The following is a 14,849-nucleotide window of genomic DNA, read 5'->3' as shown; positions in this document are numbered from 1 at the left end:
AAATATAAAATTCGGTTTTTGCTTATAAAAGCAAAATGGAACTGGTGAAATAGCTCTATGGCTTGCCTCTGGATATTTATTTCAAGATTTTTTAATTGTCTTTAGACTTTATATTGATACCGTTCGAATCTATTTTAACTTCAATAGCATCGTCTTTTCCAGAAAGCTCCTCTCCATTTATTTTTATATTAACATCGTCGTCTTTTATCTCCAAGCCCTTACTATTTATTTTAAGACTAGACTCATCATCATGCACATCAATATTTACTTTGAAATTTTCTTCTTCTTCAATGGGGCAGTCTAAACATTTAATACCATTTTCTGTAATTTGTAAATAATGATTGGCATCACCAGAGGATACAAGGTTTCCGTTATAGGTTCTATAATTTAAAAATGATTTAGTGTTATTACTAAAATTAGCAACACTTCCTTCTGGTAAATAGAGAATAATAACGATCTCTTGGTCACTAAATTTGTTTTCAGAGGGTGTCGTTAAATAAGAGTCTAATAATAACACATGTCCACTAAAGCTATAGTTGTAATTTATATTTTTAGCACGTTCAATAGCTTTTTCATAGTTTCTACCATCAGCACTTTTCTCAATACCTATTTTTGCTAACGAATCGGTGGTAGATTTAACTATGATTCTAATGTCTGATCGATATATCGTTTTTTCTCCGTTTTCATTATTAGCTACTTTAAACGAATTGCTTCTGCGATGGCTACTTATGTAAAGATCATTTTCTGCCATTTTTATTTTTAAGGTATCATTTGCAGTAATATTTAATTCTTGTTTTGTAATGATACGCTCATCAAAAGTATGCTCGCTCGCTTGTCTTATCCCTATAATTACTAAGCCAATCATAGCAATTAACCACAAACCCAGTAAAGAAAATTTAGCAATATTACCAATCGATTTTAGGTTATTTATAAGTATTTTTAACCCTAAATAGAATACAAAAAAGAAAGGGATTCCAACTGTAAAAAGGACGAATAAAGATACTAACCACACGGGGGTATTTCCAGCATTAACAATGTCGACAAGGTCAAGTCCTGGTATATGAATAAAATCTACAATACCTAAAGAAAATAAAGTAACTATTAACGCAATTAAAGTAATAGCTCCAACAATTATTAAAATTACTCCAATAAACTTAGCAAACAGCTTAAAGAAGAACATAATAATCTCTCCCAACGTGTCGAAAAATGTTTTTGAACTGGATTTAATTTTGTTTCCTTGCTTTTGAAAATCTACATTTTTAGCTGCATTAGAAACAGAATCACTTACGTTTTTAGCTGCAGCTCCAACCGAATCGGTGACATTTTTTGCAACATCCGTTACGTTTTCAAAACCGTCTTTAATTTTTTTTTCTATGTTACTAATATTAACAGGTTCTCCCGTCATCATTATTTTCTCTGCTGTTGTTTTGGCTTCAGGTACTAAAACCCATAATAAGATATACAGAAGAATTCCAGTACCAGCTCCAAAAATTAGGAGAATCCAGGCTAAACGAATCCAAATAGCGTCTATACCAAAGTAATGTGCTAATCCAGATGATACACCTCCTACATAAGAGTTATCAGTATCTCTAAACAGTTTTTTAGATGGAACTGTTTTGCGTTTATAAGAAGGTTGAGGTTCGTCTTCAAAGATCTCATCGTCAACTAAATAATCTTCTGGTTGTCCCATGATTGAGATGACTTCATCTACCTCTTTAATTCGTATAACTTGTTTATTGTTTTGTACACGTTCATTAAAAAGTTCGGAGATACGTGCTTCAATATCAGCTATAATCTCAGAACGTCCTTGAGAATCTGTAAATGAACGTTTTATAGCCTCAAGATAGCGCTGTAATTTTAAGTACGCATCTTCATCTATATGAAAAAATATACCTGCTAAATTTATGTTGACTGTTTTATTCATTTTTTTGTTGTTTTTTGGCTTGTTACTATTGTTACTGCATGATGTAATTCACTCCAAGTTGTATTTAATTCTTTTAGAAACAATTTTCCTGTTTCTGTTAATCCATAATATTTTCTTGGTGGTCCAGAGGTTGATTCTTCCCATCTGTAGTTTAAAAGTCCTGCATTTTTAAGTCGTGTAAGTAACGGGTAAATTGTCCCCTCTACCACAAGTAGCTTTGCGTCTTTTAAGGTGCTTAAGATTTCTGCTACATAAGCATCGTTGTCTTTTAAGACAGAAAGTATGCAAAATTCTAGTACACCTTTACGCATTTGTGCTTTTGTGTTTTCTATCTTCATATTCTAAAGCGTTTTAATATTGTGAAACTGTTCATTTTTTGATTGATTGTGATTGATTGTTTTGATGAAATGCTGAAACAAGTTCAGTGTATGTTATTTTAAAAAATTGATTGTTAATGGATATTTATAGGGTTCACCATCTCTGGCTTTTAAGCTAGCATTGATAATAAAAAGAAGTTCTAAAATGAAACCCAAAATGGCCAAAACGCCTAAGCCACCACCAATGTATAATAATGGAGAAGGTTTGCCTATATTGATATGGAAATCATGAAACCCATGAAAATCTATAAAGTCAATACCGTTAAAGATTTTAAAAATGAAAAATGGAATGGTTAAAGTGCCTAAAATTATAGCGTATAATAAAATACTAATTTGAAAATTGATGGCTTGTTTACCATGTGTATCTACAAATTCAGATTTATCCTTATTAGCTACCCAAAGAATAATAGGGCCAATAAAGTTTCCAAATGGAATTATAAACCTGCTAAAGGTTGATAAATGAATAAATGTAGCGATGTTTTTTTGGTGATTATCTAACATGATTTAAAACATATAATAGTTTCTTATACAAATATATGTCTAAAAGAAGGTATTATGTTACGCATAGTACTTAAATTTAACATAATATTAACATTTTGTGTTAACTAATAATTTAATAACTTAGTAAAAAATAAACCTTAAAAATGAACGTAACACCTAGAAAACTAAATGCTTTTACGATTTTTAAATTACCTGCTGCATACTTTTGTGGGGTTAGAACAAAATATATTGATGCAGATAAGTGTATTGTAAGTGTTAGGTACAAATGGATTAACCAAAACCCATTTAAATCTATGTTTTGGGCGGTGCAAGGTATGGCGGCAGAGTTTTCTACAGGAGCTTTAATGATTTCAAAAATTAAAGAATCGGGAAAACGTATCTCCATGTTAGTTACCGCAAATAACGCAACATTTACCAAAAAAGCAACAGGTAGAATTAGGTTTACGTGCCATGATGGTAACCTTATGGACGAGACTATTAAAAAAGCAATAGAAACAGGGGAGGGGCAAACCTTTTGGGCTAAATCCATTGGTGTGAATGAAGAAGGTGTAGAGGTTTCAACCTTTAATTTTGAATGGAGTGTTAAGATGAAGGAGTTGTTTTAGTGATCAGTGATCAGTGATCAGTGTTCAGTGATCAGTGTTCAGTGTTCAGTGATCAGTATTCAGTGTTTAGTGATCAGTGCTTATTAGCAGTCAATTTTACTCAGTGAAACTCAGTGATAACTCTGCGAAACTCTGTGAAATAGCCATCAGTGTTCAGTGATCAGTATTCAGTAACAGTCAATTTTACTCAGTGAAACTCAGTGGCAACTCTGCGAAACTCTGTGAAATAACCATCAGTGCTCAGTAATCAGTAATCAGTGGTTATTAACAGTCAATTTTACTCAGTGAAACTCAGTGGCAACTCTGCGAAACTCTGTGAAATAACCATCAGTGTTCAGTGATCAGTATTCAGTAACAGTCAATTTTACTCAGTGAAACTCAGTGGCAACTCTGCGAAACTCTGTGAAATAACTAATCAGTAACAGTTCATTTTCCTCTGTGGAACTCTGCGAAACAACTAATAAATCTTCATTAATTTGTAACAAAACTTAAAAAAAACTACATATAAATGAATAAAAATATATAAAATGACAGCACACGAAATTGATTATAGAATATACGGAGAAGAGATGCAATATGTGGAAATTGAGCTTGATCCGGAAGAAGGTGTAATTGCCGAAGCAGGTAGTTTTATGATGATGGACGATGGTATAAAAATGGAAACTATTTTTGGCGACGGTTCCCAAAAGGATACAGGATTTTTAGGTAAAATATTAGGAGCAGGAAAACGTATTCTTACAGGAGAGAGCTTATTTATGACAGCTTTTTATAATGATTTGGTTGGTAAACGGAATGTATCATTCGCTTCTCCATATCCTGGAAAAATTTTGCCAATAGATTTAGCAGAATTTGGAGGGAAATTTATTTGTCAAAAAGATGCTTTTTTATGTGCAGCCAAGGGTGTAAGTATTGGAATAGAATTTTCTAAAAAAATAGGAAGCGGTTTATTTGGAGGAGAAGGTTTCATTATGCAAAAATTAGAAGGAGATGGTATGGCATTTGTTCATGCAGGAGGAACGTTGGCTAAAAAAGAATTACAAGCAGGAGAAATTTTAAAAGTTGATACAGGATGTATCGTTGGTTTTACAAAAGATGTAGATTATGATGTAGAATTTGTTGGGGGTATTAAGAATACCGTTTTTGGAGGTGAAGGATTATTCTTTGCGAAACTACAAGGTCCTGGTGTAGTATATATTCAATCATTACCATTTAGTAGGTTGGCAGGACGTGTTTTGGCTTCTGCTCCACAAGGTGGCGGAAAGCGTAAAGGTGAGGGTAGTGTTTTAGGAGGGATAGGGGATTTATTAGATGGTGATAATAGATTTTAAATGTTAAACTTATTTAAAAAAAAAAATCTTATATAATTTTTCACTAAATTTAACTTCATTAATGAAAATTATAGCCTATAAAAAAAATCTACTTTTTTACAAACCTAAACCTTATAATACAACTATGGCAAGAGCAATGCTAGAGTATACTAAAACTGTACTTGGAAAAGTTAGTTTTGATACAACGCTGTTTTGCAAAGAAGTACAAAAAGCAGTGCAACGATTACTGCCTTACGAGATAGAAGAGCTTAAAATATTTATTCTTTCTCTTGTGCAGCAAAACCCAGAATTAAATCAATGTTTAATTTATTTAAAACCATGAAAAGAAATGACTAGACTATTATATTGAATCTAAAATAGGATGGTTGAAAATATTAATTTAAAAGAGCTCGATATTGTATCGGGCTCTTTTTATTTAAAACAAGTTCTTTTTTAAGATGCTTCAACAGTTTTTATATTTATCGTTTAAACCGATATTTTGTAAAATCATAGGCGTGATCTTTTTTAAACGGGTTTGTTTGGTTGCTTCACGTTTTGCGCTATCAATATAATTACAATATTCTCGTTGTTTATAGGGAGATAAAGACTCAAAACTTTTTTTTAAATCGTTGTTATTTGCGAATAAATCTTTTAATTCTTTAGGAATAACAGTCTCTTTTTTACTGCGATCAGGCTTTATTTCTTTACCTGATTTTTGGTTTTCAATAGCTTCTTTAACGTAATCTAAAACAATATGTTTGTCAATTTCGGAAAGAGACTCAAAGCGCATTTGCCTTAAAGCTTTAGTCTTATTTTTCTGAGCATTTATGAGTAAGTTGTGGGTGTCTTTTAAAAACACACCATTAAAAAACCAAATACCAAAATGATTTTTAAAGGCTCCTAAACCCAAAACATTTTTATTATTTACAGTATAAACTGGCGCATTCCATTTTATGGTTTCAACACATTCAGTAGCAATAATAATATCTCGTAATAAGATTAAAGCTTCACTAAAATGGGCATGTTCCTCAATGTATTCTTCAACAGAATAGATTTTTTTCATATGCTATTTTAAAGGTTTGTTTAATGGATTGTATACAAATTAGTCTTGTTACTAAATTAATGAAAAAGTTGAAACAAGCAGATCGTTAAATAATTTTATATGCTAACAAGGTTTTATCCATTACAAGAAATATATGCATAGGTTTTTAAAACAAAAGTAAAGAAGAGTTAGTTCTATAAAAAAAGCTACTCGTTAAAGTAGCTCATTTTAAATAATAATTGGTATTATGTAATATACTATTACTATACAGTATTTTTATTAGCTTTTACGAAGAAAAGTATTTACTTCTATAGCTACATCTTCCCAGGTTTTACTAACACCATCAGAGCCTTTATGTAAATCAAAACAAGCTTTGTTTATAGATTCTAAAGCACCTAAAGCATCCCAGTCTTTAAGATTCATTGTACCAGTCATACTTACACGTCTGGCATCTGTTATACTAACTTGTAATGGTAAATCGTTAGTAACACCATTCATAGTAATTGAAGCAACACACGCATCATTCGTATACTTAATAGTACCTTTTAGAAACTCAGTATCTAACATCGCACCAAAGAAAAACTCTTTTAATTTTGCATCACGTGTATTAGTAGCATCGTTAGTAAACAAACTACTTATTGGTATAGAAAAATTTAAATTATTTAGAGCTTCTTGAGGAGAGGCTCCTTCTTTATTGTCAAAATTTACTGTTGTGAACTGACCACCAACACCTATTTTTTCAGAGGTTTTGTAAGCGGTCCATTTTACAGAGGTACCTTCTGGTTTAACCACAAATTTTTCTGTTACTTCTATCGTATCTGGAGCATCTGTTTTTGCTTCTTTTTTTTCTTGTTTACATGACGTTGTTCCTATAAAAATAAGAACTAATAAGGCGATTATTCTTTTCATTTTTTTTGATTTTTTAGAGATGTGAAATTAAGGCAATAATAATCGAATTGCAAATATTCGCTATGACATATATCATATTTTTAAAACCCTTCAAGTTATACTTTTGAAATATAAATGTTAGGTATGTTAAGTTCGTTAGTAAATAAATATAATATTGCAGGGCCTCGTTATACGAGTTACCCAACAGTTCCTTACTGGGATAATGAAACTTTTTCCTTGAAAAACTGGAAATCGTCTTTAATACAATCCTTTAAAGAAAGTAATTTAAAAGAAGGTATAAGCCTTTATATTCATTTGCCGTATTGCGAGAGTTTGTGTACGTTTTGTGGGTGTAATAAGCGCATTACAAAACAACATAGTGTGGAATCTCCATATATAAATGCTGTTCTAAAAGAATGGGATCTATATGTAGAATTATTTGATGAAACACCCATTATTAAAGAATTGCATTTGGGAGGCGGGACACCAACTTTTTTTAGCCCTGAAAATTTGAAGCGATTAATTAATGGTGTTTTAAGCCGTTCAACACTTGCAAATAACTATGAGTTTAGTTTTGAGGGACATCCAAATAACACAACACGAGAACATTTACAAGCCCTTTACGATGTAGGATTTAGACGGGTGAGTTATGGGGTTCAAGACTATAATGAAACGGTGCAAAAAGCGATACATAGAATTCAATCTTTTGAAAATGTAAAGCGTGCTACCGATACGGCCAGAGATATAGGTTATACTTCGGTTGGACATGATCTTATTTTTGGATTACCATTTCAAACTTTAGAACATGTAAAAGAGACCATTCTAAAAACTAAAGCATTGTTACCAGATAGATTGGCATTTTATAGCTATGCTCATGTACCATGGATTAAAGGGAATGGTCAACGTGGGTTTAATGATTCCGATCTACCATCTGCTGAATTAAAAAGACAGCAATACGAATTGGGTAAACAATTGCTTTCTGAGGTTGGTTATAATGAAATAGGAATGGATCATTTTGCTCTAACTACAGATTCATTACATGAATCTATGGTAAATGGTAATTTACATAGAAATTTCATGGGGTATACAGCTTCTAAAACAAAAGCTATGATTGGTTTAGGTGTATCATCAATTAGTGATAGCTGGTACGGATTTGCCCAAAATGTAAAAAGTATTGAAGCGTATTATAATTTATTGAAAGATGACATTTTACCAGTTTATAGAGGCCATATTCTTAATGAAGAAGATTTAATTATAAGAAAGCATATTCTTAATTTAATGTGTCGTTTTAAAACAACCTGGACTCAAAATAATCTTCATTTTGATGAATTATCAGATGTATTGATCAGATTAAAAGAAATGGAAATAGACGGATTACTCAATATTAATTCAAATAGTATTGAGGTGACTAAAAAAGGACAACCATATGTTAGAAATATTTGTATGGCTTTCGATTTGTTATTACAAAGAAAACTACCAGACACCCAGTTGTTCTCTATGACAGTTTAATTAAACACCCCTATTAAGATGGGACAAACACTAAAAACTATGAAAAAGATTATTGTACCAGTAGATTTTTCTGAACATTCAGAATATGCTTTAAATACAGCTGCAAAGCTAGCTAAAGAGAATGATGCAGAATTGATAGCGTTGCATATGTTAGAAATGTCTGAAGTCATGCTTACAACAAGTGGAGAACAGCCACAAAAAATAATTTATTTTTTAAAATTAGCAGAACAAAGATTTGAAGATTTTCTTAAAAAAGATTATTTAAAAGGCATTAAAGTAACACCAATTGTTAAACATTTTAAAGTGTTTAGCGAGGTTAACGAAATTGCGAAGAAATACGATGCAGATCTTATTGTCATGGGATCTCATGGAGCTAGTGGAGCTAAGGAGTTTTTTATTGGCTCTAATACAGAACGTGTCGTACGAAATGCAGAGATTCCAGTATTGGTCGTTAAAAACAATGTATCTCAAGTTAATTTTGAGGTGGTTGCCTATGCATGTGATTTTTCGGAAGAATCGATTAAAGCGTATTTAAAAGCAGTTAAAATATTTGATAAGATGGACTCTAAACTATATTTGGTTTATGTGAATTTGCCAAATGATAAATTTAAAAACTCTTTAGAAATTGAAAGGCTTGCTGTTAATTTCTTTACTAAAGCTGATGGTAATTTAGATAGAATGAATGATGTCTATTATACATCAGATTACACTGTTGAAGATGGGATTTTAAATTCATCTATTAAAATAGGTGCAGATTTAATTGCTATCCCCACACATGGAAGAAAAGGAATGGCTCATTTTTTTCAGGGAAGTGTAGGTGAGGATGTCGCAAACCATTCAACATTACCAGTTATAACATTTAAAATTTAAAGTTAATTAGTAGTTTGTAATATATTTATTTATTTATTTGAGGACAGACGATCTAAGGTGTTTATCTTAGGTCGTCTGTTATTTTTAAAGGCAAAATGAAACTGACGAATAGAATGAGTTTTCTGCCACGTTATAAGCGTGGGCTAATAAACTTAGACAAATTGATCATTTTCCGTTTGCGAACGTTGGTAGGAAGATGTCTCTCATTATTGCAAAAGGCAACTTGTCTTCTTGCGAATTGTAGGCGCCACCTGTAAATACAGCTACCATATTCATTTTAGGAAGCACTATAATGTATTGTCCGCCATTTCCCGTTGCCGCTTTAGTAACAAGAGTTTCTTTGTTTACTTTAAATGGAATATTCCACCATAAATAACCATAATCAATTCCTGTAATTTTTGTTTTTGGTGTAGTTGAGTCTTCAATCCATTTTTTAGATACAATTTGTTTGTCATGCCACTTTCCATTATCGAGTATTAATTGCCCTATTTTGGCCATGTTTCGAGAGGTCATGTACAATCTTTTACCCGAAGGAATTATTTCTTTATTGGAAGTATGCCCCCAATTTACATTGTTAATTCCCATTGGATTGAATAAGTATTTCTCAGCAAACTTGTCGATTGTCATTCCAGAAGCTTGACTTATTATTTCCGCTATGAGAACGGTTCCCATCGAACAATAATTTGAGACTGTTCCTGGTTCGTTAACCATTGGTAAATCAAGTGTATATTGAAGCCAATTCTTTTTTTTGTGAATTTTGTCTTCCTGTCCCTTAGACTTTTTGTCCCAATCGTTGCAATCAAGTCCGCTAGACATCGTTAAAAGATGTTTAATGGTGATTTCTTTTTTATGATTGTTAAGATTTTTGGTTGGTATCAGGTTTTTAAGATATTTAGATATTGGGTCGTTAATGTTAGCAATAAATCCTTTATCAACTGCAATTCCCAATAAAATAGATCTGATACTTTTTGTCACCGAACGAAGATCGTGTGGTTTATCTACCGAATTTTTGTTGAAATACGCTTCAATAATGATTTGGTTATCTTTTATCAATAGAATGCTATGTAGTTTATGTGCTCCTTTCTTTATTTCGTTGAATAATTGGTATATTCTAGTCGTGTCGACCTTTTGTGATTTTAAATTATTTGTTTTCCATCCGTCATCAAGTTTTTTTGGCTGGAAATATTCATACGTCATTTGTCCATAACAAAGCGTACTTATAAAAAAAACAAAAATGGTTAAGCTTACTACGTTTTTCATGATAAAAGACAGGATATGTGATTTTATACGGCTTAACGCCATATTTATAAGTTTTGTTAGTTCTTATTGTTTTATTTTGTAGTATAAATTTAAAAAATTACCAATTGAATATAAATATAGACCGTAAATTTCTTAATTGATATCAACATCCGAAACAGCTAACACATTAAATAAGCTTGCTTTTGTTTTAAAAAAATCATTTTCAAGTTGAACGGCTTTAAGTTTAGCATCTATTAATTTTGATTCTCTGGAATTTACTAAAAACAGAGAACTTTCACCTAAGAAGAATTTGCGCTCTTCGGCAGATAACATGGTATTATAATCGTTTACGATACCCCCTATATAATCATTTTGAGCTATAAATGATTCTAATTCTTGATTGATCGCATCTATTTTATTTTTAAGCATCACTTTTGTAGACTGTATTTCGAATTGGGTATGTTGTATTTTAAGTTTTGCTAATTTTAATTCCGCGCGTTCTTTTCTTAAAAATAATGGAAAACTAATGTTTAAGCCACTTTTGTAAGCCGAAGTACTAAAACTCCTTGATATTTCTGGAGTTTGTGATAGGAAATTATATTGCAGATCTATTTTTGGTAGTAAATTATTCACTTTCAATCGTCTTTCAATATGTAAGCTTTGAAACTTATAATCTAAAGATTGTAATTTCGGGTGATTATCTATATCTAAAGTAGCCATGTCAAATTGAGAGGTACTAAGTGTTTTATCAATGTCTTGAATGGTATGAATATTAGGAATCACATGGTTTTTAATCTCTATAGGCGTATTTTTATTCAACCATAAATAGTTAGATAGTTCTAATGACGATTTTATAAACTTAATTCTTGATTTTTCAAGGTTTAACCGTCTGTTATTTAAAGTGATACGCGCTTCTAAAGTATCTATAGCTGGGCTTTCTCCTGCCTCATAACTCTTTTTTATGCCATTGAATCGTATTTCGGCATTCGCTAAAAAGCTATTATAAACACGTTTTTCGTTATATGTTTTTAACCAATTAAAGTAACTTAATGTAGCTTGATACAAAATGGTATTGACTAGTATTTGTCTATCATTTTCTGTCTGTTTTACAAACATTTTTGCTTGTTTAAGCATTGCCATACGTTTGTTAATAAGTAAATCTTTAGCAATCGAAACAGAAATACCAACACTATACAAACCATCCTCGGGAACACTAACCTCAGGGTTTAAAAGATCACCTGTATTTTCTTCAAAATTCCCTTTTAATTCTACACCATACCAAGTTGGGATTTTAAAGGAAGCATTTAATTTATCGTAGTATTCGGTGTTTTTGAATTTCTTTCTATCATAATCAACTTCCAATTTAGGATCGAATGCGCCGCGTGCTTTCATAAGTTTCGCTTCACTTTCGTTAATAACTAAATGAGCTTGTTTTACAATTGGGTGATAGGTTTTTACATAGCCTAAATATTCCGCCAGTGTAATAACCGATGTATTATCCTGAGCAGAAACGAAGCCGCTAACAAATAGCAATATGATTAATGTAAAAGCTCTCATTATTTTTTTGCTTTTAAATCGGGTTTATTATTCTTTTGAGGTTGGTAATAGTTAGGAGGGAAGCTATTGATTTGCCGCCATAATTCAAACCAAATAGGGACATCTTCCAATAAAGCAAAAGTGCGTGCTCCAGAACCAATGCGAATAGCATCTGGCCATTTATAATCTGCTGCATCTGGTGCTAACAATATGCGGTATTTTCCGTTATCGCTAATAAAATTTTCAATAGCGACTATCTTAGCTCCGTAGGTACCATAAGAAACATTGGGCCATCCGCTAAATACTATGGCTGGCCAACCATCAAACTGGACACGCACTTTTTCACCAATATGTAAAAGAGGTAAGTCGATAGGCTTTACATAGGTCTCTACTGCTAAATCGTACTGCGATGGCATAATCCCGACCAAACGCTCTCCTTCTTTAAAAGTTTCACCAATACCGCCTCGCAATGCTTTATTGATGTAGCCACTTTGAGGTGCGGTAATGTATAATAAACTATAGCGTTTTTTATAATTTGTATAAGCATTCTCAAGTTTGGTAACTTGTGCTTTAACATCATACCCACTGGATTGCGCCGTGTACATATCGCTTTGCGCTTTTGATATTTTATCGGCATAAGAAGCTCTAGTTCTAGAAAGCTCTATGTGGGCATTGATGGCCTCATTTTTACTTGCTAAATATTTATTTTCTAGAGAGATAAGCTTAGCTTGCGTTTCTTGTAATTTTAAGCGTTTTTCTTCAACATCTTTTACAGCTTTTAAACCTTCGTTTTGTAGTGTTTGAATGCGATTGAACTGACGCTCTGCAATTGTAATATTTGTTTTTGATGCTTCTAAATTAATGCTATCACTTTTTACTTTTAACCGAGATTGTATTAATTTGTTTTGTGTTTGCTGAATTTTTAATTTTTGTTCATTCAGCAATGCTGAAACTTGCCTGTTTAAAGCCTGTACTTTTCCTTTATAAGCTTCAACAGAGGAAGACTTAGCTTCAATTTGATCGTTTGTTCTTTCAACCAATTTATCATCAAAATAATCACTTTTTACTTCAGATATTCTTAAAATAGTATCCCCTTGATTTACATAATCTCCTTCTTGTACAAACCATTCTTCTATACGCCCAGGAATTTGTGATTGTATGGTTTGCGGACGTTGATTAGGCTTTAAAGTAGTCACTTGCCCTTGTCCTGTTATATTTTGTGTCCATGGTAAAAAAACCACGATAATTATAATAATGGCCATGGTTAATAAGAATTTATTAAATTGCTTATAGTAGGTTTTATTAAAAATATCTTGACTGGATTTAAATTGATGTATATCAACTTTTTGATTCAATTTATTATGAGATATATTCAGCATAACTTATATTTTTTGTGTAGAGGCTTCTCCTTTTACTAGAGTTATGAGTTCATCGCATGTTTCAATCCAATGTTTACTACTACTCACAACAATAAGTGCCCAGGGTTTATTTTTATCTGTTAGATAATTGATTATTTTTTTAGTTTCAATGGGATTAAATCGATCTAATGGATCTTCAAGAATAAGTACTTTAGGTTGCTTAATAATGGCTCTTGCCAATACTATTTTTTTAGCAATTTTATAAGAGGTTTGGTTGCCCTCAGCATTTAAAATTGTTTGTAAACCATAAGGTTGTTCTTTAATGAAATTTGTTAATCCTACGATATCCAGAATTTCAAATATTTTATCATCCGAAATATCTTTATTTCCAAATGTGAGGTTCTCTCTAATAGAACCTTCAAATGGCGATTCTTCAGATAAGTATATGCCCAATTGTGAGCGATAATGATTTAAATGTAAGCTCTTGATTGATAGATTGTTTACATATGCATTCCCAGAAGTTGGTTGGGTAATCCCAGATATAATACGTAATAATGACGATTTACCAGAACCACTTTCCCCTCTTACTAAAAGGCGACTTTTTTGAGTAATATGTAACGATATGTTTTTAAGAATAAGGTTTTCTCTATTGGGTACTTTATAAGATACATTGTCCAATTCTATGCTTATATCATTTTTAAATAGAGGTTCTTCTCCTTCTTGTTTTTCTAATTCTTTATCAACTATTTGCCCAATTTTTTCTATAGAAGTTAATACATCATAGAATGACTCCAACCCTAGAATTAGTTTTTCAACGGATGCAATAACTAATAGTATGATAATTTCGGCAGCAACGAATTGACCAATATTCATTTCTTGATTTAGAACAAGTGCTCCTCCAATTAATAGTAAGCTAGCCGTAACGATGACTTTAAAACTTACCATTTGAATAAATTGAATTATTAAAACCTTAAAATGACTTTCTCTAGATTTTAAATAATCAGCAACTAAATCATCATTTTTATTGACTCCTAAATCACTACTTCCAGATATTTTAAAGCTAACAACCGTTCGTGCTATTTCTTGAATCCAATGCGCTACTTTGTATTTGTTTTTAGACTCTTTTAAACTTGTTTCAAGCCCTTTTTTTGCAGTAAACTTGAAAACTATAAAAATGAGTAACAACAAAAGAATTCCGAATATGATAAAAAACGGGTGATAAAATGATAGTAAAATAAGTGCAAATAAAATCTGTAAGAGTGCAGCTGGTACATCTATTAATATTTTAGATAAGCCTTTTTGAATGGTTAAAGTATCGAAAAAACGATTTGCTAATTCTGGTGGGTAGTAATTGCGTAATTCAGACATTTTTATCTTTGGGAAACGATAGCTTAATTCGAAAGAAGAACGTGTAAAAATACGTTGCTGAATGGTTTCAATAATACGTAATTGCATAAGTTGTAAAGCTCCAGAAAATGCTACGCCCAGAGTAACCAAAATGACTAGAACCACCCATGAGGTTGATATTTGAGCACCTTGTATTAGGTTAATAATAGCTTGGATACCAAGAGGCAATGATAGTGCTACTATACCTGCAAAAATAGCATAATAAAATACCTGAAGGATGTCTCTTTTTTCAAGCTGTAATAAACCAATTAAACGTCGCCAGGGCGACATGTTGGATTCCGTCATA

At 31.8% G+C, this 14,849-nt stretch carries 14 protein-coding genes; 5 read left to right on the top strand and 9 right to left on the bottom strand.

What is annotated here, in order from left to right; translation table 11 throughout:
- Positions 1–91 precede the first annotated feature (91 nt).
- From Q4Q40_RS08575 to Q4Q40_RS08565, 3 genes are all read right to left on the bottom strand, one after another.
- Entirely contained in the window at positions 92–1,924 is a 1,833-nt protein-coding gene (locus tag Q4Q40_RS08575) for a PspC domain-containing protein (RefSeq protein ID WP_303301373.1), read from the bottom strand.
- Entirely contained in the window at positions 1,921–2,262 is a 342-nt protein-coding gene (locus tag Q4Q40_RS08570; protein WP_303301372.1) for a PadR family transcriptional regulator, read from the bottom strand. The genes Q4Q40_RS08575 and Q4Q40_RS08570 overlap by 4 nt, the downstream gene beginning before the upstream one ends.
- 93 nt (positions 2,263–2,355) lie before the next feature.
- Positions 2,356–2,802, bottom strand: a complete 447-nt coding sequence (locus Q4Q40_RS08565) for a DUF4870 domain-containing protein (protein ID WP_303301371.1) — start codon at positions 2,800–2,802, stop codon at positions 2,356–2,358.
- Positions 2,803–2,945: 143 nt separating this feature from the next.
- On the opposite strand from Q4Q40_RS08565, the gene Q4Q40_RS08560 reads away from it, so the two are divergent.
- The 3 genes from Q4Q40_RS08560 (at position 2,946) to Q4Q40_RS08550 (ending at position 5,057) form a co-directional block, all read left to right on the top strand.
- Positions 2,946–3,407: a DUF4442 domain-containing protein gene (locus tag Q4Q40_RS08560; protein WP_303301370.1), complete on the top strand. Its 462-nt coding sequence runs from the start codon at positions 2,946–2,948 to the stop codon at positions 3,405–3,407.
- A 527-nt stretch (positions 3,408–3,934) separates the two neighbouring features.
- The gene (locus Q4Q40_RS08555; RefSeq protein ID WP_303301369.1) at positions 3,935–4,735 is read left to right on the top strand and encodes a TIGR00266 family protein; all 801 of its coding nucleotides are present in this window, start codon (positions 3,935–3,937) and stop codon (positions 4,733–4,735) included.
- A 124-nt stretch (positions 4,736–4,859) separates the two neighbouring features.
- Positions 4,860–5,057 carry a hypothetical protein gene (locus Q4Q40_RS08550; RefSeq protein WP_303301433.1) on the top strand — a complete coding sequence of 66 codons (198 nt, stop codon included), beginning with the start codon at positions 4,860–4,862 and terminating at the stop codon, positions 5,055–5,057.
- 120 nt (positions 5,058–5,177) lie between these two features.
- On the opposite strand, the gene Q4Q40_RS08545 is transcribed toward Q4Q40_RS08550, so the two are convergent.
- Together Q4Q40_RS08545 and Q4Q40_RS08540 are read right to left on the bottom strand one after the other, a co-directional pair.
- Complete coding sequence (locus Q4Q40_RS08545; RefSeq protein WP_303301368.1) at positions 5,178–5,777, bottom strand: YdeI/OmpD-associated family protein; 600 nt, start codon at positions 5,775–5,777, stop codon at positions 5,178–5,180.
- Between the two features lie 258 nt (positions 5,778–6,035).
- Entirely contained in the window at positions 6,036–6,665 is a 630-nt protein-coding gene (locus Q4Q40_RS08540; RefSeq protein WP_303301367.1) for a YceI family protein, read from the bottom strand.
- Between the two features lie 123 nt (positions 6,666–6,788).
- On the opposite strand from Q4Q40_RS08540, the gene hemN reads away from it, so the two are divergent.
- Both hemN and Q4Q40_RS08530 read left to right on the top strand, forming a co-directional pair.
- Positions 6,789–8,153, top strand: a complete 1,365-nt coding sequence (gene hemN / locus Q4Q40_RS08535; RefSeq protein ID WP_303301366.1) for an oxygen-independent coproporphyrinogen III oxidase — start codon at positions 6,789–6,791, stop codon at positions 8,151–8,153.
- Between the two features lie 39 nt (positions 8,154–8,192).
- Positions 8,193–9,023: a universal stress protein gene (locus tag Q4Q40_RS08530; RefSeq protein WP_303301365.1), complete on the top strand. Its 831-nt coding sequence runs from the start codon at positions 8,193–8,195 to the stop codon at positions 9,021–9,023.
- A gap of 165 nt (positions 9,024–9,188) precedes the next feature.
- Here the strand turns inward: Q4Q40_RS08530 and Q4Q40_RS08525 are convergent, their stop codons facing one another.
- The 4 genes from Q4Q40_RS08525 to Q4Q40_RS08510 form a co-directional block, all read right to left on the bottom strand.
- Positions 9,189–10,283: a serine hydrolase domain-containing protein gene (locus Q4Q40_RS08525; protein ID WP_303301364.1), complete on the bottom strand. Its 1,095-nt coding sequence runs from the start codon at positions 10,281–10,283 to the stop codon at positions 9,189–9,191.
- 132 nt (positions 10,284–10,415) lie between these two features.
- Positions 10,416–11,819 carry a TolC family protein gene (locus Q4Q40_RS08520; RefSeq protein WP_303301363.1) on the bottom strand — a complete coding sequence of 468 codons (1,404 nt, stop codon included), beginning with the start codon at positions 11,817–11,819 and terminating at the stop codon, positions 10,416–10,418.
- Complete coding sequence (locus Q4Q40_RS08515) at positions 11,819–13,177, bottom strand: HlyD family secretion protein (protein WP_303301362.1); 1,359 nt, start codon at positions 13,175–13,177, stop codon at positions 11,819–11,821. The genes Q4Q40_RS08520 and Q4Q40_RS08515 overlap by 1 nt, the downstream gene beginning before the upstream one ends.
- A gap of 3 nt (positions 13,178–13,180) precedes the next feature.
- Entirely contained in the window at positions 13,181–14,848 is a 1,668-nt protein-coding gene (locus Q4Q40_RS08510; RefSeq protein ID WP_303301361.1) for a peptidase domain-containing ABC transporter, read from the bottom strand.
- Position 14,849 lies beyond the last annotated feature (1 nt).

Source organism: Flavivirga jejuensis (genome assembly GCF_030540765.1).
Lineage (GTDB): Bacteria > Bacteroidota > Bacteroidia > Flavobacteriales > Flavobacteriaceae > Flavivirga > Flavivirga jejuensis.
This window is presented reverse-complemented; position numbering and strand designations above follow the sequence as displayed.